Source organism: Kribbella sancticallisti, from assembly GCF_039530625.1.
In the GTDB taxonomy this organism is placed as follows: Bacteria; Actinomycetota; Actinomycetes; order Propionibacteriales; family Kribbellaceae; genus Kribbella; species Kribbella sancticallisti.
Window position 1 is genome coordinate 26697 of sequence record NZ_BAAAOS010000056.1, and the last position, 19502, is coordinate 46198.

At 68.9% G+C, this 19502-nt stretch carries 19 protein-coding genes; 13 read left to right on the plus strand and 6 right to left on the minus strand.

The window, feature by feature from the left end:
* Window positions 1-100: 100 nt before the first annotated feature.
* Window positions 101-1462, minus strand: a complete 1362-nt coding sequence (locus ABD255_RS34890) for a lytic transglycosylase domain-containing protein (protein ID WP_344221058.1) — start codon at window positions 1460-1462, stop codon at window positions 101-103.
* Window positions 1463-1728: 266 nt separating this feature from the next.
* Here ABD255_RS34890 and hemL point away from each other — a divergent pair, with 266 nt between their 5' ends.
* The 9 genes from hemL (at window position 1729) to ABD255_RS34935 (ending at window position 10663) form a co-directional block, all read left to right on the plus strand.
* On the plus strand, window positions 1729-3051 hold the full coding sequence (gene hemL / locus ABD255_RS34895; protein ID WP_344221059.1) for a glutamate-1-semialdehyde 2,1-aminomutase: 1323 nt from the start codon (window positions 1729-1731) through the stop codon (window positions 3049-3051).
* Window positions 3052-3111: 60 nt separating this feature from the next.
* On the plus strand, window positions 3112-3735 hold the full coding sequence (locus ABD255_RS34900) for a histidine phosphatase family protein (protein ID WP_344221456.1): 624 nt from the start codon (window positions 3112-3114) through the stop codon (window positions 3733-3735).
* Window positions 3735-4346, plus strand: coding sequence for a TlpA family protein disulfide reductase (locus tag ABD255_RS34905; RefSeq protein ID WP_344221060.1), 612 nt, complete (start codon window positions 3735-3737; stop codon window positions 4344-4346). The genes ABD255_RS34900 and ABD255_RS34905 overlap by 1 nt, the downstream gene beginning before the upstream one ends.
* A gap of 17 nt (window positions 4347-4363) precedes the next feature.
* Window positions 4364-5107, plus strand: coding sequence for a cytochrome c biogenesis CcdA family protein (locus ABD255_RS34910; protein WP_344221061.1), 744 nt, complete (start codon window positions 4364-4366; stop codon window positions 5105-5107).
* A 1-nt stretch (window position 5108) separates the two neighbouring features.
* Window positions 5109-6692, plus strand: coding sequence for a cytochrome c biogenesis protein ResB (gene resB / locus ABD255_RS34915; RefSeq protein ID WP_344221062.1), 1584 nt, complete (start codon window positions 5109-5111; stop codon window positions 6690-6692).
* Window positions 6689-7696, plus strand: coding sequence for a c-type cytochrome biogenesis protein CcsB (ccsB, locus tag ABD255_RS34920; protein WP_344221063.1), 1008 nt, complete (start codon window positions 6689-6691; stop codon window positions 7694-7696). Before resB ends, ccsB begins: the two co-directional genes overlap by 4 nt.
* A gap of 2 nt (window positions 7697-7698) precedes the next feature.
* Window positions 7699-7950 carry a DUF4229 domain-containing protein gene (locus tag ABD255_RS34925; RefSeq protein ID WP_344221064.1) on the plus strand — a complete coding sequence of 84 codons (252 nt, stop codon included), beginning with the start codon at window positions 7699-7701 and terminating at the stop codon, window positions 7948-7950.
* Window positions 7951-8434: 484 nt separating this feature from the next.
* Window positions 8435-9046: a TetR/AcrR family transcriptional regulator gene (locus tag ABD255_RS34930; RefSeq protein WP_344221065.1), complete on the plus strand. Its 612-nt coding sequence runs from the start codon at window positions 8435-8437 to the stop codon at window positions 9044-9046.
* Between the two features lie 63 nt (window positions 9047-9109).
* Window positions 9110-10663, plus strand: a complete 1554-nt coding sequence (locus tag ABD255_RS34935; RefSeq protein ID WP_344221066.1) for an MFS transporter — start codon at window positions 9110-9112, stop codon at window positions 10661-10663.
* A 56-nt stretch (window positions 10664-10719) separates the two neighbouring features.
* Here the strand turns inward: ABD255_RS34935 and ABD255_RS34940 are convergent, their stop codons facing one another.
* The 3 genes from ABD255_RS34940 to ABD255_RS34950 all read right to left on the minus strand — a co-directional run bounded on the left by ABD255_RS34940 (window position 10720) and on the right by ABD255_RS34950 (window position 12774).
* On the minus strand, window positions 10720-11202 hold the full coding sequence (locus tag ABD255_RS34940; protein ID WP_344221067.1) for a GNAT family N-acetyltransferase: 483 nt from the start codon (window positions 11200-11202) through the stop codon (window positions 10720-10722).
* Between the two features lie 57 nt (window positions 11203-11259).
* Window positions 11260-12276 carry a M48 family metallopeptidase gene (locus ABD255_RS34945; protein ID WP_344221068.1) on the minus strand — a complete coding sequence of 339 codons (1017 nt, stop codon included), beginning with the start codon at window positions 12274-12276 and terminating at the stop codon, window positions 11260-11262.
* A gap of 99 nt (window positions 12277-12375) precedes the next feature.
* The gene (locus tag ABD255_RS34950; protein ID WP_344221069.1) at window positions 12376-12774 is read right to left on the minus strand and encodes a hypothetical protein; all 399 of its coding nucleotides are present in this window, start codon (window positions 12772-12774) and stop codon (window positions 12376-12378) included.
* An 81-nt stretch (window positions 12775-12855) separates the two neighbouring features.
* Here ABD255_RS34950 and cds1 point away from each other — a divergent pair, with 81 nt between their 5' ends.
* Window positions 12856-13995: an L-cysteine desulfhydrase Cds1 gene (gene cds1, locus ABD255_RS34955; RefSeq protein WP_344221070.1), complete on the plus strand. Its 1140-nt coding sequence runs from the start codon at window positions 12856-12858 to the stop codon at window positions 13993-13995.
* Between the two features lie 8 nt (window positions 13996-14003).
* On the opposite strand, the gene ABD255_RS34960 is transcribed toward cds1, so the two are convergent.
* Complete coding sequence (locus ABD255_RS34960; RefSeq protein WP_344221071.1) at window positions 14004-14876, minus strand: 1,4-dihydroxy-2-naphthoate polyprenyltransferase; 873 nt, start codon at window positions 14874-14876, stop codon at window positions 14004-14006.
* 89 nt (window positions 14877-14965) lie between these two features.
* Between ABD255_RS34960 and menE the strand changes: the two genes are divergently transcribed.
* From menE to menD, 3 genes are read left to right on the plus strand one after another with little or no spacing between them, the layout of a single operon-like run.
* Complete coding sequence (gene menE / locus ABD255_RS34965) at window positions 14966-16060, plus strand: o-succinylbenzoate--CoA ligase (protein WP_344221072.1); 1095 nt, start codon at window positions 14966-14968, stop codon at window positions 16058-16060.
* On the plus strand, window positions 16057-16995 hold the full coding sequence (locus tag ABD255_RS34970) for an o-succinylbenzoate synthase (protein ID WP_344221073.1): 939 nt from the start codon (window positions 16057-16059) through the stop codon (window positions 16993-16995). Before menE ends, ABD255_RS34970 begins: the two co-directional genes overlap by 4 nt.
* Window positions 16992-18659, plus strand: coding sequence for a 2-succinyl-5-enolpyruvyl-6-hydroxy-3-cyclohexene-1-carboxylic-acid synthase (menD, locus tag ABD255_RS34975; RefSeq protein ID WP_344221074.1), 1668 nt, complete (start codon window positions 16992-16994; stop codon window positions 18657-18659). The genes ABD255_RS34970 and menD overlap by 4 nt, the downstream gene beginning before the upstream one ends.
* Here menD and mptB read toward each other — a convergent pair.
* The gene (gene mptB, locus ABD255_RS34980; protein WP_344221075.1) at window positions 18579-19418 is read right to left on the minus strand and encodes a polyprenol phosphomannose-dependent alpha 1,6 mannosyltransferase MptB; all 840 of its coding nucleotides are present in this window, start codon (window positions 19416-19418) and stop codon (window positions 18579-18581) included. The genes menD and mptB overlap by 81 nt on opposite strands.
* Between the last annotated feature and the right edge of the window lie 84 nt (window positions 19419-19502).

A 19502-nucleotide genomic window follows, 5' to 3' on the forward strand; every position in this document is an offset into this window, starting at 1 on the left:
CAGAAAAGGGCGACGCCACGAAGCCGGGGGGAGGTGCTCCGTGGCGTCGCCAGGGGCGCGCCCAGGGAGGGGTGGGGGCAGGCGCGCCGGTCTTGGGTGCTCAGTTCCCGAGGAGACCTCCCCCGAGAACTCCGAGCAGACCCAGCACGGACAGCAGGTTGCGGATCACCTGGTCGACCGCGGCGGTGCCGCCGGTCTGGTAGGCGGTCACACACTTCTGCAACTGCTGCTGGGTCGGGTTGGTGATGGTGACCTTCTTCATCTCCGCCTGGCAGTACGTCGTCGCCTTGGAGAGCTCGGTCACCGTGCTGCCGACCGTGCCCACGATGACGCCGGCCGCGGTCTGCAGCGTGGCGACCGGGTTCTTGGCCGGCGGGTTGGTCGTCGGGGGCGTGGTCGGCGGCTTGCTGGTGGGCGGCTTCGTCGTCCCCGGCTTGCTCGGCTGGTCCGACGGCTTGGTGGTCGGGGGCCGCTTGGTCGGGTCGCCGGACGGCTTGGTGGTGCCCTCGACCGTCTGCGGGCTCGGCTTCGAGCCCGGGTAGGTGGGCATGTCGACCGCCTGCGGCAGGTTGTCGTCCGCCGGGGCGTCGATGGTCGGGTCGCCGAACTGGTCGCCGGCCCGGTCGATGCCCTGACCGTCGCTCTCGGTCCCGTTACCGACGGCGATCCAACTGCCGCCCGCATACGCCTTGGCGATGCTGATCACCAGGTCGACGTAGGCCTGGGAGTGGTTGTAGCGCAGGACAGCCTGGTTCAGGTCGCCGGCCTTCGACAGGTTCATGTTGCCCGAGCACAGGTAGACGGCGGTCGACATGGCCGCGTCGTCGATGTCCTGCGGGTTCTTCGCGCCGTCGCCGTCACCGTCGACGCCCATCAGTTGCCAGGTCTGCGGGATGAACTGCATCGGCCCGACGGCCCGGTCGTAGGCGGCGTCGCCGTCCAGCTTGCCGGCGTCGGAGTCGGTGATCCTGGCTGTGCTGGTGCCGTCGAGGCGCGGGCCGTAGATGCCCGGCGACGCGACGCCGTCGGTGGTCAGCGAGTTCCCGCCGAAGCGGCCGTGGTTCGACTCGACCCGGCCGATCGCGGCCACCAGGGTCCAGGGGAGTTGGCAGCCCGGGTCGGCCTGGCCCATCGCTTGCTGGGCTCGTGAATAGGCCTTCAGCGCGGCGTTCGGGATGCCGTTGCGGGACAGGCCGGAGACCACCTGGGTCGGCTGCTCGCCCTTGTCCACGCCGTTGCCGACCGTGCCGGGCACGGGCACGTTCGCCGGGTCGGTGATCGGCTGCTTCGGCACGACGACCGGGTTGTTCGTCGACAGTCCCTGCTCCAGCGCCGCCGTGGCGACCGCCGGATCATCCGTGGCGCTGACGGTGAACGCGCTCGCGAACAACGCCAGCGGAATCAGCGGCGCCACCTGACGCCACCCGCCTCCGCCCAGGGCGCGACGCTTGCCCTTCGCCATCGATGATCCCCTCCGTGACTCATCGACCTGTCCCGCCCCACGCTGCGGACATGTCTCTCGGTCCTTGCCGGTCACCGCTGTCTCTGGTCTAACGCCTGTCCCGTGCGTGGGTTACGAGTGGACGCAGACAGTGCACGAGCGGTCACCGGGTACCCATACTGGCGCGTAACAACGCACAAGTGAAGTCCCCACATGCTGCTTACCGGCCGTGAACCGCGATGAGAGCGCGGTCCCCGCCCACCCGGCGTGCCGGTCTGTCGGGGAGAATGGCCGCCGTGTCAGACAACACCGAACTTTCCGCCACCCTGTTCGACCGCGCCTCCGCCGTCACGCCCGGTGGGGTGAACTCCCCGGTCCGCGCGTTCCGTGCCGTCGGCGGGGTACCGCGCTTCATGGCCTCGGGTGACGGATGTCACATCACCGACGTCGACGGCAACACCTATGTCGACCTGGTCTGCTCCTGGGGGCCGATGCTGCTGGGCCACGCCCACCCCGAGGTCACCGCGGCCGTCCAGGCGGCGGTCAGCCGCGGTACGTCGTACGGGACTCCGACGCGGGCCGAGGTGGAACTGGGCGAGGAGATCGTCGCCCGTACTCCGGTCGAGAAGGTGCGGCTGGTCTCGTCGGGCACCGAGGCGACCATGTCGGCCCTGCGGCTGGCCCGCGGCGCCACCGGCCGCGCCAAGATCGTGAAGTTCGCCGGCTGCTACCACGGGCACGTCGACGCGCTCCTGGCTCAGGCCGGCTCCGGCGTGATCACCCTCGGCATCCCCGGCACCCCGGGCGTCACCGAAGCGACCACCGCCGACACGATCGTGCTGCCCTACAACGACAAGGCCGCCGTGACCGAGGCGTTCGCCCAGTACGGCGACCAGATCGCGGCGGTGATCACTGAGGCCTCGCCGGGCAACATGGGCGTGGTTCCGCCGGTCGACAACTTCAACGCCTTCCTCGCCAGGACCTGCAAGGACAACGGCGCCCTGTTCATCTCCGACGAGGTGATGACGGGCTTCCGGATCACCAAGTCCGGCTGGTACGGCGTCGACGGCGTCGAGCCGGACCTGATGACGTTCGGCAAGGTGATGGGCGGCGGATTCCCCGCGGCGGCGTTCGGCGGCCGGGCGGATCTGATGGCCCACCTGGCGCCGGAGGGCTCGGTCTACCAGGCAGGCACCCTGTCGGGGAACCCGATCGCCACCACGGCCGGTCTGACCACGTTGCGACTGGCAACCGACGAGGTCTACGCCAGGCTCGACGAGACGTCCGCCACCCTCCAGCGGCTGGTCGCGACCGCGCTGGACAAGGAAGGTGTGCCGTACGTCATCCAGAACGCCGGGAACCTCTTCAGTGTCTTCTTCGTGGAGTCAACGGAGGGTCAGCAGCAGATCCGGGACTTCGCCGGGGCCGGTGCCCAGGTGCTGCCCAGATTCGCTGCCTTCTTCCATGCCATGCTGGACGCCGGCGTCTACCTGCCGCCGAGCGCCTTCGAGGCCTGGTTCGTGAGTGCCGCCATCGACGACGACGCTCTGGCCACGGTCGAGACCGCACTGGCCATGGCTGCCCGCGCCGCGGCAGCCGTCAAGAACTGAGAAGGACTGCGCAGAAGTGAAGGGAAGGGCTCGGTGACCGAAACGACGGTCGTGCACCTGATGCGTCACGGCGAGGTGCACAACCCGACCGGCGTGCTGTACGGCCGGATCCCTGATTTCCATCTGTCCGAGCTCGGCCGCAAGATGGCCGAGCGGGTCGCCGAGCACGTGGCCGGCCGGGACATCGTGCACCTGGTCAGTTCGCCGCTGGAGCGGGCCCAGGAGACGATGGAGCCGATCGCCAAGACGTTCGGGCTGACCCCGGACCTCGACGAGCGGGTGATCGAGGCGGCGAACCTGTTCGAGGGCAAGAGGTTCGGCGTCGGCGACGGCGCGCTGCGCAACCCGAGCGCCTGGTGGCTGCTGCGGAACCCGATCAAGCCGTCGTGGGGCGAGCCGTACCAGCAACTCGTCCGGCGGATGCGGGACGCGATCGAGACAGCCCGGCAGAAGGCCGCCGGGCACGAGGCGCTGATCGTGTCGCACCAGTTGCCGATCTGGATCGTGCGGTCCGCGATCGAAGGCCGCCGGCTGCCGCACGATCCGCGCAAGCGGCAGTGCAGCCTGGCCAGCCTGACCTCGTTCACCTTCCACGGCGAGTCGATCGTGTCGGTCGGCTACGCCGAACCGGCCAAGGACCTGCTGCCGATCAAGAACCCGAAGAAGTTCGTAGGCGGCGCCTGATGCGCGGGCTCGGTACCGGGCGGTCGTCGATCCAGTCCCGCCGCGGCCAGGTGCTCCTGGCCGCCGCGGTGATGATCGCGGTCACGGCCTGCAGTTCGGGCCAGGAGTCCAGCGACAGCCGGCAGGGTCAGACCGGGTTCGTCAGCGGCTCCGGCCGGGTCGCGAGCTTCGCGCCGGCCGACCGCGAACCGGCGCCCGAGTTCGGCGGCACCACCCTCGACGGCAAGCAGTGGAACTCCAAGGACAACCTCGGCAAGATCATCGTGATCAACGTCTGGGGATCCTGGTGCGGGCCGTGCCGGGAAGAAGCGCCGGGCCTGACCGAGGCGGCCAAGGAGCTCGGACCGTCCGTGCGGTTCATCGGCCTGAACACCCGCGACCTCGACCCGGCGCCGGCCCGCAAGTTCGTGGCCGCGTTCGGAGTTCCGTTCCCGAGCATCTACGACCCGTCCGGCAAGCTGCTGCTGAAGTTCCGCGGCCAGAAGGTCTCGGCCAGTTCGATTCCGTCGACGCTGGTGATCGACAAGCAGGGCAAGGTGGCGTCCCGGGTGCTCGGGCCGGTGACGAAGCAGACTCTGCTCGGCATGGTTCATGATGCTGCCGCTGGTTGACCGAAGGATTCAGCACAGTGGGTGAGTGGTTCGCGGAGTCGATGACGGGTTCGATGCTGGTGGCACTGCCGATCGCGGTGCTCGCCGGGACGATCTCGTTCTTCTCGCCCTGCGTGGTGCCACTCCTGCCCGGCTACCTCTCCTACGTGACCGGGCTGTCCGCCGCCGAGCTGGGATCGGAGCGCCGGGGCCGGATGCTGGCCGGGACCAGCCTGTTCGTCGCGGGGTTCTCGGCCGTCTTCATCCTGACCGGAGTGCTGTTCGGTGCCGCCGGCAACGCCCTGATCGAGCACCAGACGCTGATCACCCGGATCCTGGGTGGCGCGACCGTAGTACTGGGGCTGGTCTTCCTGGGTGGGTTCGGGTTCCTGCAGCGGGACATGCGGGTGCACCGGGTCCCGGCCGTGGGGATCGCGGCGGCGCCGTTGCTCGGCGTACTGTTCGGCTTCGGCTGGACGCCGTGCATCGGGCCGACGCTCGGTACGGTGATGAACCTGGCGGCGACCGAGGGAAGCACCGGCCGGGGCGCGACGCTGGCGCTGGTCTTCAGCCTCGGGCTCGGCATTCCGTTCATCATCGCCGCGCTGGCCTTCCGCCGCATGCTGGGTGCGGTCGCCTGGGTGCGCCGGCACCAACTGCTGGTGATCCGGATCGGCGGCGTGCTGATGATCGCCGTGGGGCTACTGCTGCTGACAGGGGTATGGGATTCGATGACCGCCGATCTCCGGCAATGGGTCGCCAACTTCGGGTCGGCGGTGTGAGATGACCGACGTCAAGGACCGTACCGAGGCACCTGCGCCTCCGGACCTGCCCGGGCTCGGCCTCGTCGGCTGGCTGCGCTGGACCTGGCGGCAGCTGACCTCGATGAAGACGGCCCTGGTGCTGCTCTTCCTGCTCGCCCTCGGCGCGGTCCCCGGGTCGCTGATCCCGCAGACCGCGATCGACCCGGTCAAGGTCGCCGACTACCTCGAGGCGCACCCGAAACTGGGTCCGGTCTACGACAAGCTCGGGCTGTTCGACGTCTACAAGTCGGCCTGGTTCTCGGCGATCTACCTGCTGCTGTTCATCTCGCTGGTCGGCTGTGTGCTGCCGCGGCTCCGGGTCTACCTGAAGGCCTTGCGGGCCCGGCCGCCGAAGCCGCCGCGCAACCTGAACAGGCTGCCCGGCTACCAGTCCTTCGAGCCGGCCGCGGACGGCGACGTACTGGACCTGGCCGCGAAGGAACTGCGCCGCCGCCGGTTCCGGGTCGAGCGGTACGACGGCGCGGTGGCCGCCGAGCGCGGTTATCTGCGCGAGGCCGGCAACCTGCTCTTCCACTTCTCCCTGATCGTGGCGCTGATCGGTGCCGCCTGGGGTGCGCTGTTCGGCTACCGCGGCACGGTACTTGTTGTCGTAGGCAACGGCTTCTCGAACTCGGTGGCCCAGTTCGACGACTTCACCCCCGGCCGGGTCTTCACCCCCGACGACCTGCCGCCGTTCTCGCTGACGGTGAAGGACTTCAAGGTTGCCTTCCAGACCGACGGCCCGCAGCGCGGCGCGGCGACCTCGTTCAACGCGCCGATCACCTATCAGGAGACGCCGGAGTCGCCGGAGCGGTCGTACGACCTGCGGGTCAACCATCCGCTCAAGGTGGACGGCGCCAGCGTCTTCCTGCTCGGCCACGGTTACGCGCCGCGGGTGACCGTACGGGACGGCAAGGGCGAGGTCGCGTTCTCCGGCCCGGTGCCGTTCCTGCCGCAGGACGGCAACTTCTCCTCGTTCGGCGTGGTCAAGGCGCCGGACGCCCGGCCCGAGCAGCTCGGCTTCGAGGGCTACTTCCTGCCCTCCGCGGTGATCGACGAGCGCGGCCCGATCTCGGTGTTCCCCGACGACCTCAACCCGGCGTTGGTGATGACCGCGTACTACGGCCGCCCGGGCGAGGAGACCGGCAAGCCCCAGTCGGTGTACCAGCTGGACAAGACCAAGCTGACCCAGTTCGACAACGGCGAGGGGGACAAGCTGCGGTTCCAGCTCGCTCCCGGGCAGAGCATCACCCTGCCGGACAACCGCGGCTCGCTCACCTTCGACTCCTACGAGCGCTGGGTGAAGCTGCAGGTCAGCCACACCCCGGGCCTGAATCTCGCGCTGGTCGGGATCTCCCTGGCCATCCTCGGGTTGATGGGCTCGCTGTTCATCCACCCCCGGCGTACCTGGGTGCGGGTCCGGACCGTCGATGGGCGTACCGTGGTCGAGGTCGCCGGACTGGACCGGGGACCCGAGCGTGGCCTCGGGGACGAGATCCAGGCCATCGCACAAGCCTTGAGACCCTTGCCAGCGAAAGACTCGACCCAGCAGGAGCAGCCATGAGCCCGGAGACCTACGCGCAAGTCTCCAACCTGGTCATCCCGACTGCCACCGTGATCTACCTGCTGGCGATGATGGCGCACGCGCTGGAGTGGGGGATGGGGCGTGCGGTCGCCGTCAAGGCGGCTGTTGAGCAGCCTGCTGAGGTCCTGGTGGGCTCAAGCTCTGCCGGCGCGCAGGACGTCGCCGTACCGGCTGGCGCTGCTTCGGTTGCTGGTGGTGCGGGTGGCGACGGGGGGTCCGAGCGGTCCGCGGCGGCGAGCCGGATCGGGGTGATGCTGACCTGGCTGGGCTTCGTGCTGCACTTCGTCGGCGTGCTCACCCGTGGACTCGCGGCCGACCGCGTGCCGTGGGGCAACATGTACGAGTTCACCATCACGTCTTCGCTCGCGGTGGCCGCTGTCTACCTGGTCTTCGTGCACCGGTACAAGCTGCAGTGGCTGGGGCTCGGCGTGACCCTGGTGGTCGCCGCCACCCTCGGCCTGGCGACGCTGCTGCTCTACACGCCGGCGGGACCGCTCGTGCCGGCGCTGCACTCGTACTGGCTCGTCATCCACGTGTCCGCCGCGGCAATCTCCGGCGGTGCGTTCACGGTCGGCGCGCTGATCTCGATCCTGTACCTGCTGAAGTCTCGCGCCGAGCGCGGGGTGCTGGCGGGCGGCTCGATGTCCGAGTCGATGAAGCGGTTGCCGAGCGCCGAGGCGATGGACGGTACGGCGTACAAGGTGCTGGCGTTCGCCTTCCCGCTCTGGACCTTCGGAGTACTGGTGGCCGGGCCGATCTGGGCGGAGTACGCCTGGGGCCGGTACTGGGGCTGGGACCCCAAGGAGGTCTGGGCGCTGGTCACCTGGGTCGTGTACGCCGCCTACCTGCACGCCCGCGCGACCGCCGGCTGGCGGGGACGCCCGGCCGCCATCATCGCGATCGTCGGCTGGCTGGTCTTCGTCTTCGACTTCGTCGGCGTGAACCTGCTGGTCTCGGGCCTGCACTCGTATTCCGGAGTCTGACGATGAAGGAATTCGCCATCTACACCGGCCTCCGGCTGGTCCTCTTCGCCGCCTGCTTCGCCGTCCTGTGGTTCGCCCTGAACAACTGGCTGACGATCTTCCCCGTGCTGCTGGTCGCGCTGATCGTCTCGTCGATCCTGTCGATCTTCGTTCTCCGAGCCGCCCGCGACCGCCTCGCCGGCACCATCGAGCAACGCGCCGCCCGCATCACCTCCAAGCTGGACGCCTCCCGCCGCGCCGAAGACGACGACTGAAAGAAAGCAAGAAAAGCAAGAAAAGCGGAGGATGGTCCGCCGGTGGGTGCTGCCGGCGGCGGTCTCCGGCTGTCAGTCCACTCAACTGAGCGTCAGAGCAGTGCAGCCGACCAAGCCTGCTAGAGACTGACCCACTGGCCGGCACCCCGCCCTCTATGCCGGCGGGTGGAGACGGTCCCCCCTTCAGCTGCACTCCGATCGGCTGCGCTGAGCTGGCGCCCCCGGTGAGTGTGCCGGGTCTGCGGCCGGCCGGCGTTGACCGGTCGAAGCTGCTCTCGCGTGCTCCTCCGCGGTATCTCGGAGTTCTTGAGCCTCAGCGCGGCATACCAGTTGGTTTGGTGGTACGGAGAGTGATGTAGGCCACTGTCAGAAACTTCGGTAAATCATTTGTGCATTGGTTCACATGAGTCGTAACGTAGTTGATGAAACGAAACCGTTTCGTTCTATCAGCTACTGACTGACTACATAGGGTGATTGCCGAGCTATGAACGATGTCGCCGATGCAGGCCCGCGGTTGCGGCCGCGGGTTGAGGGTGGGCGCGAGGAGGAGATCCTCGACGCGACCGTCGAGGTCCTTGCCGAGCTCGGCTACGACCGGCTGACGATGGACGCGGTGGCGACGGCTGCCAAGGCCAGCAAGGCGACGCTGTACCGGCGGTGGACCACCAAGGCGGAGTTGGTCGTCGACGCGATCAGCCGGGCCAAGGGGTGTCCGGTGCCGAACGACATCGACACGGGGAGTCTGCGGGGGGACCTGATCTCGATGTCGTGCGGTGAGGGTGGATTCACCTCGGAGATGCCGTTGTCGGTGATGGCCGGTCTGCTGACCGCGCTGCACCGGGACGAGGATCTCCAGAAGGCCTTCAAGCAGAACTTCCTGGCGCCGCGGGTGGCTGTCACGACCCGGGTCTACGAGCGGGCGGTCCGGCGTGGCGAGATCGGCGCCGACGTGGACGTCGAACTGCTCTCGCAGACCTTGCCCGCGCTCGTCGTCCACCACGCTTTCGTGCTCGGCATCGAGCCCACCGACGACTTGATCCTGCGGGTCATCGACCACGTCATCCTGCCTGCGGCGCGGGGGTCGCAGGCGAGCTGAACCGGCGAGGGGCCGGACTCAGCGACCGACAAGCCAGTAACACCCAAGAGGGGATATTCCAGCATGTCTGAAGACGTCATCAAGGCCGAACCGCCGGAGGGGCGGCCGGTCGACACGGTGGCCGAACCGGCCGCCCATGGCCACCGCAACCTCGGCATCGCGCTCGCGCTGATCAGCATGGCGCAGCTGATGGTGGTGCTCGACGGCACCATCGTCAACATCGCGCTGCCGCACATCCAGAACGACCTGGGCTTCAGCAACGCCTCGCTGCCGTGGGTGGTCAACGCCTACGCGCTGGCCTTCGGTGGTCTGCTGCTGCTCGGCGGCCGGATCGGGGACATCCTCGGCCGCCGCAAGGTATTCATCTTCGGTGTCGTGCTGTTCGGCATCGCCTCGTTCCTGGGCGGCATCGCGCAGAACGAGACGCTGCTGCTGGCCAGCCGCATCCTGCAGGGCCTCGGTGCCGCGGCGGCCTCGCCGAACGCGCTGGCGCTGATCACCACCACCTTCCCGGCCGGCAAGGAGCGCAACCGCGCGATGGCCGTCTACGCCGCGATGTCGGGTGCGGGTGCCGCCGTCGGTCTCATCCTCGGTGGTCTGCTGACCGAGGCCTCCTGGCGCTGGACCTTCTTCATCAACACTCCGATCGGCCTGGTCGTGGCCGTGCTGGCGATCCGCTTCCTGGGTGGGTCGGCCCGCCAGACCGGCAAGTTCGACCTGCCGGGCGCGATCACCGGAACGGTCGGTCTGACCTCGCTGGTCTACGGTCTGACCCACGCCGCCCAGAGCAGCTGGGGCGACGCCGAGACGGTCGGCTTCATCGCCGCCGGTGTGGTGCTGATCGGGGTCTTCCTGGCCATCGAGGCCCGCTCGCGGCACGCGTTGATGCCGTTCCGGATCCTCGCCAACCGGACCCGCGGGATCAGCTTCTTCGTGATGCTGATCGTCGGTGCCGCGTTGTTCTCGATGTTCTACTTCCTCGGCATCTTCATCCAGAACGTGCTCGGCTACAGCGCGCTGAAGACCGGCTTCGCCTTCCTGCCGTTCAGCTTCGGCATCGTGCTGGCGGCACAGATCGCGTCGGTGCTGATCGCCCGGATGGACCCGCGCTGGATCTCCGGTGCCGGTGCGGCGATCGCGGCCGGCGGCATGTTCGGCTTCACCCAGCTCGAGCTGGACTCGAGCTACCTGACCCACCTGCTGCCGTACATCCTGCTGCTGTCCTTCGGGATGGGCCTGATCTTCGTGCCGCTCACGCTGACCGCGGTCAGCGGGGTCGCCAACGAGGACTCCGGTGTCGGGTCGGCGGTGCTGAACACGGTCCAGCAGATCGGTGGTGCGATCGGTCTGGCGCTGCTCGGCACGGTCTCCACCAACGCGATCAAGGACAAGTTCACCGAGCTGGCTCCGGGGCTGGCGCAGGCCGCGCAGGCCGCGCCGGACCAGGCCAAGCAGCTCGAGGGTCAGGCCACGGCGATCGCCACCACGCACGGGTTCACCACGGCGTTCCTGGTGTCCGCGTTCATGTTCGTCGGTGCCGCGGCGGTCACCCTGATCGGCCTGTCGGTCAAGCACGAGGACCTGGCCAACGACGGTCAGCCGGCGCACCTGGGCTGACCCGCACGAACTCGAAGGGCCGCTTTCCGGGAGGGGGAGGCGGCCCTTCGTCTGTCTCAGAGCTTCTTGCGCATGACGAGTTCGCGGTGGATGCCGTCGGGCATCAGGTCGCCGGACTCGTCGGTGGGAGTGAAACCGCTGCGCAGGTAGAGGGCGTGGGCCTGGTCGTTGCCCTCGACAACGGACAGCTTGAGGGTGTGGGCGGCGTCGTCGCGGGCCCACTGCTCTACCTGCGCGATCAGCCGATCGCCGATGCCCCGGCCGCGTCCCGCCGGTGCGATCCACATCGACACGAGTTCGACGACCCCGTCCTCCTCGGCCCGCAATCCGCTGGCCATGCCGACCGGAGTACCGTCCAGGACCGCGACCACGTTGCGTCCGCCCGGCAGGGCCAGGCGCGCCCGCCACCGGTCCTCCTCGGCGTCCACCCAGTCCGCCAGCCGCGACCCGAACGCGTACGGCGCGTCGGCCAGCGCCGCCAGCCGCAACTCCCGCCAGATCCGCCAGTCGTCAGAAGTCAGTTCCCGAAGCTCGATCACCCCGACACCTTCTCAGGCGCCGGGTCAGGTCTTGCAGGCCGCGGGTGGTACAGGTGGTCAGCGGGGCGGGAACTTGGAGTTGACCCAGTCGCGGACGCCGCCGAGGCCGTCGCTCATCTCGCGCACCAGCTTGGCCAGCGGGTCCTGCGAGCGGGCGAACGCGTCGGAGTACGACTTGGCCGCGTTCCTGGCCTCCTGGGTCATCGAGGCGTCCTTGTCCTCCTGCCGCTTCGGGTAGGTGCCGGAGACGATCTGCGTGTACTCACCCTCGTCCACCCAGCGGCGCAGTTCGTGCGCGCGGATCACGGCCAGCGGGTGGGTCTGCGCCTCGAGCAGCAGCAGCTTGAGCACGCTGTCGCGCAAATCGCCGGCACTCTCGTACTCCGTGCCCTGGGCGAGGAAGGCGGTCGTGTCCAGCTGGTCGAGCTGTCCGCCGCTGGCCAGCTTCATCTGCACCCGCAGCGCGACCGCCGGGTCCTGTACTGCGAGCAGGCCGGCCCGGTCGCCCGACAGCTCGGCCTTGCGGGACCACTCGTGCAGGGCGGCGATGATGGCGCGGAGGCCGAACGCGCCGATCGGCATCCAGTTGACCGCGCCGGTGAGACGCATCAGCCAGAGCAGCAGCGACTGGTAGAGCGCGTGCCCGCTCTGCGCGTGGCCGAGTTCGTGGCCGAGGATGAACCGGGTCTCCTCGTCGTCGAGCCCCTGGACCAGCGCGCTGTTCAGCACGATGAACGGCCGGTCCATGCCGATCGTGACCGCGTTCCAGACCGGGCTGTTGGTGACGTACAGCTCGGGCAGTTGGCGGACGTCGAGGGTGGTCGCGGCCTCGGTGTAGAGCCGGTGGACCTTGGGGAACTGCCGCTCGTCGACCCGGATCGCCGAGCCGAGGTACTGCAGCCGGAAGGCCCGCTCGTTGATCAGCCCGGACATCTTCCGGAGCACGAAGTCGAACCCTTTGAGCTGCCGCAGCGCCACCAGCGCGCCGCGGTCGGCCGGATGCTCCCAGGCCCGGGAGCTGATGTCGGTGAGCGTGGCCCGGTGCCGGGTCGGCCGCTCGTCGTTGTCGGTCATCGTTCCCCCACAGGTCGGCGTGATTCCTTCCAACGTAGCCGCCCTCGGGGTCCGCGCGCTGATCCGGGACGGCGTCGTGGTGCAGGCCAGGTTCGGCACCTACAGCCGGGTGCGCGACTGCTGATCCGGATCCGTCCAGGAGCCCTGCCCGTTCTGCGGAGCGGGCAGGGCTTGCGGACCGGGCTCACTCGGACCACGGGGCCGCAGCAGGGCCGCTGCTGCCAGTCCCGGAAGCCAGCCGATCGGGATGGACCACCAGCCGAGGTGCAGGTTGAAGGCGCCGATCATGACCGCCCAGCTCAGCGCAGTACCCCAGAGCCAGTACCAGAATCCGTTGGTGCCGCCCGGCCGCCCGGCCCGCTTCGCCCGCCGGGCACCGACCCAGGCCAGTACACAGCTCACCGGCAGTGCCGCTGTGACCGCGAGCACCCCCAGCACCACCAGTAACACTGCTTGCTCGCCCGGCGTCAGGTGGAACTCGAACCCCATCGGAATCATGGTCTCGATCCTGCTGCCCGCGGCGCCGGTTGCAGAGAGTAGGAATACTCAATCGGTGCTGGGCTGTCCTAGCCTGACCCCATGAGTGAGGTATTCGGGGCGTCGAGCAAACCCCTGCCGTGTCGCGAGGTTGACCGGCGGGATGACAAGAAGCGGGCCTGGGTGTCGGAGGCGATCCGGCTGGTGGAGGCGGATGCCAACCGCAGCGCCGACACGCACCTGCACGTGTTCCCGATGCCGGCCGGCGTCGGCGTCGACCTGTACCTCAAGGACGAGGCCGTGCATCCGACTGGCTCGCTCAAGCACCGGCTTGCGCGCTCACTGTTCCTCTACGCGCTCTGCAACGGCTGGATCCAGGAGGGCACCACGGTGATCGAGGCCTCCAGCGGCTCCACCGCGGTCAGCGAGGCGTACTTCGCCCGCATGCTCGGGTTGCCGTTCGTCGCGGTGATGCCGGCCTCGACCAGTCCGGAGAAGGTCGAGTTGATCGAGTTCTACGGCGGCCGCTGCCACTTCGTCGAGCGCTCCGGGCAGATCTACGGCGAGGCCAAGCGGCTCGCCGAGGAGACCGGCGGGCACTACATGGACCAGTTCACCTACGCCGAGCGGGCCACCGACTGGCGCGGGAACAACAACATCGCCGAGTCGATCTTCGGCCAGTTGGAGCTCGAGGAGCACCCCATTCCGGCCTGGATCGTGGTCGGCGCCGGCACGGGTGGCACCTCGGCCACGATCGGCCGCTACGTGCGCTACCAGCGGCACGACACCTCGGTGGCCGTGGTGGACCCGGAGAACTCGGCCTTCTTCCCCGCCTTCGAGTCCGGTGACGGCGACTTCGCCACCGGCCGCCCGTCCCGGATCGAGGGCATCGGCCGGCCGCGGGTCGAGCCGTCGTTCGTGCTCGGCGTGGTGGACCGGATGATCGCCGTGCCGGACGCGGCGTCGATCGCGGCGATGCGGTTCTGCTCGAAGGTGACCGGCCGGCTGGTCGGTGGGTCCACCGGCACCAACCTGTGGGGTGCCCTGCGGCTGGCGGCGGAGATGCGGCGTACCGGCGCTCGCGGGAGCATCGTGACGCTGCTGTGCGACAGCGGCGATCGGTACAGCGACACGTACTACGACGACGGGTGGCTCCAGCGGAACGGGATCGACCTCGCGCCCTACACGGAGACGCTGGAAGGCTTCGCGGAGACCGGGCGCTGGCGGGAGCCGGTCCGCTAGCCCCAGAGCTAGCCTCCGAGCGCTAGGCCGACGGCGAGCCCGATGGCGTAGACCAGTTCGGTCAGGCCGGTTCCCTTGAGTACGGGGATGAGTGCCGGGCCGACGGCGTCGCTGACGACCACGCGGACAGCCTTGACCCCCAGCGGCAGCGCGATGAGCGCCAGCAGCGCCCAGGGCGTCGCCAGAGCTGACAGCGCGGCCAGGATAAAGGCCAACGCGATCAGTGCGGCGTAGAGCTGCCGCGACCGCGCAGCACCCAGTACTACGGCCAGCGTGCGCTTCCCGGTCACCATGTCCGTGGGGATGTCGCGGAGGTTGTTGGCCACCAGCAGAGCGCAGGCGATGCTGCCGATGGCTACTGCGCCGGCCACCGCCGTCCAGTGAAGCTCCTCCGCCTGCACGAAGGTGGTGCCGAGCACTGCGACCAGTCCGAAGAAGAGGAAGACCGCTACTTCGCCAAGAGCGCGGTAGCCGTACGGCTTCTTGCCGCCCGTGTAGAACCAGGCACCGGCCAGCGAGGCGGCCCCGACGGCCAGCAGCCACCAGTTGGACGTCGCGCAGAGCACCAGACCCAGTACTGCGCCGATGCCGAGGCAGGTGAACGCCGCAGCCTTCACCTGTCCCGGGCTGGCCACCTTGGAGCCCACGAGCCGGAGCGGGCCGACCCGGTTCTCGTCAGTGCCGCGGATGCCGTCTGAGTAGTCGTTGGCGTAGTTGACGCCGATCTGCAGGAACAGTGCGACCCCCAGGGCCAGCAGCGCCTTCCACCAGACGAAGCCGTCCAGGAAGGCGGCTGCGCCCGTACCGACGAGCACGGGAGCGATCGCGGCGGGCAGCGTGCGAGGGCGGGCGCCTTCGATCCACTGGGCAGGGGTGGCCATGAGCAACGATTCTGTCAGCCCCCTGGCAAGGGCTCGCAGGCGGCACAGGCTGCAAGCCCGCCGAGCCCGCGCCGTACGCTCGGATGGATATGTCTACGTTGCGCCTGGTCCCTGGCACCCCGGATGCCGTGTTGTCGGCACTCACCGCCGTACTGGACGGGACTGGTACTCCGTTCGCTCCCGTGCCGGCTGATCCTGCCGCAGCCGAGCGGGTCCGGCAGGCGGTGGCACCGGACGAGCCGCTCGAGTCTGACGACTGTGCGGTGATCCTGGCGACGTCTGGCTCCTCCGGCGAGCCAAAGGGGGTCATGCTCTCGGCTGACGCTCTGGTCGCCTCTGCGACGGCTACTCACGATCGGCTCGGTGGACCCGGGCAATGGCTGCTACCCATGCAGCCGTACTTCGTGGGTGGGCTGCAGGTGCTCACGCGCTCTGTGATCGCGGGGTATGCGCCGGTGGTGCTGGGGGAGAGCTTCAGCGCCGCGGCTGAGGCTATGACCGGTGAGCGCAGGTACACGGCGATGGTTCCGACGCAGCTGGCTCGATATCTCGACAGGGAGTTGGAGGCGCTCCGGAGCTTCGACGCGATCGTGATCGGCGGGGCTTCGATGTCGGCGGAGTTGAAGGCGCGGGTGCGGGCGGAGGGTGTGACGGCGATCCCGGCGTACGGGATGACGGAGACGGGCAGCGGGTGTGTCTATGCGGGCGAGCCGCTGAACGGTACCTCCGTGGACTTCGACGACGGGCGGATTCTGATCAAGGGACCGACATTGTTCTCCGGGTATCGGCTGCGGCCCGAGCTGACCGCTGAGGTGTTCCGCGACGGGTGGTTCCGGACGCAGGACCGCGGTCGGCTGGTCGACGGACGGCTGCAGGTGGTCGGGCGCCTGGATGACGTGGTCATCTCTGGCGGCGTCAACGTCACGCTCACCGCCGTCCAGGCTCGACTGCTCGAGCACCCGGGCGTCGCGGATGCGGTGGTGCTCGGTGTGCCTGACGCGGAGTGGGGGAGCCGCGTGGTCGCGTTTGTGGTTGGTCAGCCAGGCAGGGATCAGCTCCGGGATTTCGTCTCAGAGGTCCTTCCGCGGACGTGGGCGCCACAGCAGGTGGTCGAACTGACCGAGCTTCCGATGCTGGCGTCCGGCAAGGTCGATCGGCAACGGCTGGCGGAGGGCGTCCGGTGATCACCTACTCGATCGGGCTCAAGAACCGGTTCCGCGGGATCACGGTCCGCGAGGGGATGCTGTTCGAGGGTGCGGCGGGATGGGCCGAGTGGAGTCCGTTCCTCGACTACGACGACGCCACCTGTGTCTCCTGGCTCCGGGCTGCTCGTGAGGCTGCTGACGAAGGATGGCCGGCGCCGGTGCGGTCCGTAGTACCGGTGAATTGCACTGTGCCGGCGGTCGGGCCGGAGAAGGCCGCAGCCATAGTGCGGGCCTCTGGGTGCGGTACTGCGAAGGTCAAGGTGGCCGAGCCGGGTCAGACGCCGGCGGATGACCTGGAGCGGGTCGAGGCTGTCCGGGACGCCATCGGCGGAGGCCGGGTGCGGATCGACGCGAACGGCGCGTGGACAGTGGATGAGGCGCTGTCGGCGTTGAAACAGCTCGCACGCTTCGACCTGGAGTATGTGGAGCAGCCGTGCGCTTCGGTGGAGGACCTGGCCGCAGTACGTCGGCGTACGGAGGTGCTGGTGGCTGCGGACGAGTCGATCCGGCGGGCGGAGGATCCCCTGCTGGTGAAGAAGCTCGAGGCCGCCGACATCGCAGTACTGAAGGTGCAGCCGATCGGCGGCGTCCGGGCCTGCCTGGACATCGCTGAGCAGATCGGACTGCCTGTAGTCGTGTCCTCTGCTTTGGAGACCTCCATAGGCATTGCAGCCGGAGTAGCACTGGCTGCCGCTCTACCGGAGCTTCCGTACGCGTGCGGCCTCGCCACTGTCTCCATGTTCACGTCAGAGGTCGTCGCCGAACCACTACTGCCTGTTGACGGGTTCCTGCCGGTGAAGCGGCTCGAACCAGATCCAGCCTTGCTAGCCGCAGCCACGGCCGATCCAGCGACCACAGCCCAGTGGAACGCGCGGTTGGCCCGAGTCGAAGTACTGAAGGGGAGTGCGGGATGAACCCGTCCACGGCGTTCGCGACAGTGGTTGTCGACGAGCTGATCCGGTCCGGAGTACGCGAGGCCGTACTGGCTCCGGGCTCGCGTAGTGCGCCACTGGCGTTGGCCCTGGCCGCTGCAGACCGTGATGGACGCCTCCGGCTGCACGTACGAATCGATGAGCGTACTGCGGGCTTCCTGGCGCTCGGGTTGATCCGGGGGACGGGTCTGCCGGTCCCGGTCGTCACCACCTCCGGTAGTGCGGTGGTCAACCTGCACCCGGCGGTGCTCGAGGCGTCGCACAGCGGGCTGCCGCTGATTGTGCTGAGCGCGGACCGGCCGCCGGAGCTGCGGGGGAGCGGAGCGAACCAGACCACGGATCAGTTGAAGGTGTTCGGCTCTGCGGTCCGGTTGTTCCACGAGCTCGGCACACCGGCCAAGCAGCTCGGTCAGGTCGCCTATTGGCGTTCGCAGATCTCGCGCGCGGTATCGGTGGCGGTGGGAGCTCGCACCTTCGATCCGGGACCTGTCCAGCTCAACTGCCCGCTGGTCGAGCCACTGGTGCCTACTGATGATGGTGAGTGGCCGGAGCCGCTGGACGGTCGCAGTACTGGTCCGTGGACGAGTGTGCACGCTGCTGCCGCGCAACCCTCGGCTGTGGCGCCTGGGCCGAAGACTGTCGTGGTCGCGGGCGATGGAGCGTCGCAAGCGGCTCGGCTGGCTGCGGAGGCCGGCAACTGGCCGCTGTTCGCCGAGCCTTCCAGTCGGGCCCGGATCGGGCCGTCGGTCATCTCGGCGTACCGGTTGCTGCTCGGGGCAACTTCGCTGGGTGAGGAGATCGAGCGGGTGCTGGTGTTCGGGCATCCGACGTTGTCGCGGCCGGTCGCGAAGCTGCTGGCGCGTCCCGAGGTCGAGGTGGTCGTCGTCGCCCCGACCGGGCTGTGGGCGGACGCCGGCCGGCAGGCGAACTCGGTGGTCACCGGGCTGGAAGTGATCGGCGCGGACCAGACCGACTGGTTGGCTCGTTGGCAACAGGCCGACCAGCTCGCCCGGCCCGCGATCGACAAGGTGCTGTCCGACGGCCTGACCGGTCCGGCGATCGCCGCGATCGTGGGCGAGTCCGTCGGCGCCGACGGCATGCTCGTGGTCGCCTCGTCGAACCCGGTCCGCGACCTCGACCTGGCGCCCGTAGTACCGATCCGGACGGTGGCGAACCGGGGGCTGGCCGGCATCGACGGCACCGTGTCCACCGCTGTCGGAGCCGCCCTCGCCAACGCCGGCGCGACGTACGCGCTGGTCGGCGACCTCGCCTTCCTGCACGACGCCAACGGCCTGGTGATCGGCCCGGCCGAGCCTCGCCCCGACCTGCGGATCGTGGTCGTCAACGACAACGGCGGCGGCATCTTCTCCACCCTCGAACAAGGCGACTCCAGCCACGCCGACCACTTCGAACGAGTCTTCGGCACTCCCCACGGCGTCGACCTGGCAGCGCTCTGTGCAGCCACCCACATCCCTTACCTGCTGGCTGAAACGCCCGACGCTCTGCGTGCAGCCCTCACCCGCACGGTCGCCGGCATAGACGTCATCGAAGCCCGAGTGGATCGCTCAGCCCACCGCACCCTTCAAGCGGACCTTCACAACGCCGTCAGCGAGCTGAGGCTGGATGGTGCGCAGGCGGCCGAGTAGGCAGCCGACCACCACCAGCACGAGCGAGGTGGTGACGAGGATCGGGACCACCGCGCCGCGGAGCGATGAGTTGAGCGGGGCGGCGATGGTCAGGATGGTGCTGACGCTGATGAGAGCTGTGGTGAGGCGGCGGCCGGGGCGGGCCACGGCCAGGAACGGCAGGCACCAGACGAAGTACCAGTCGTGAGCGGTGGGGCCGAGGAGGACCACAGCGAGCAGAGCGATGCCGACGGCTCGGGCCGCGTTGTGGATGGACGAGCGCAGGCCTAGTACGGCGATCCGCGCTGCGAGCCCGCCGTACGCGAGGGGGAGCGGTCCGTACGGTGCCGGGGTCGACATCCACATCGGGTCGACTGCTTCGATGATGTGGCCCGACAAGACGCCTGGGCCGATGCCGTAGGGGTCGTGGCCCTCGGCGACAAGTGCGCCCTGGGCGGCGTAGCTCCAAGCGTCCCGGCTGAACAGCGGGGGTATCAGCAGCAGTGGCGCACTCCAGCAGACGACTAGCGGCAGCAGGCGGTGTCGCATGCCGGCAAAGACTTCCCGGCCCACAGACAGCCACGCCCAGGCCATCAGCCCGAGTCCGGCGACCATGAACGTCAGCCCGGTCATCCGTCCTAGCAGGTTCGAGCGCAGGTCGGCGGCGATCGGCAGTGACGCGATCCAGGACGACTCCGGCACCACCGACGTCACCAGCGACGCGGCCGCCACCACGCATGATCCGGCCAGTCCACGCAGCAACGCCGACGGCATCCGCATGCCGTCGACGCTAACCAGGCCGGGCGACTGCCCGATGAACAACGGCTTGCGTCCGGAGAATCTCTCCGGACGCAAGCAGCGGCA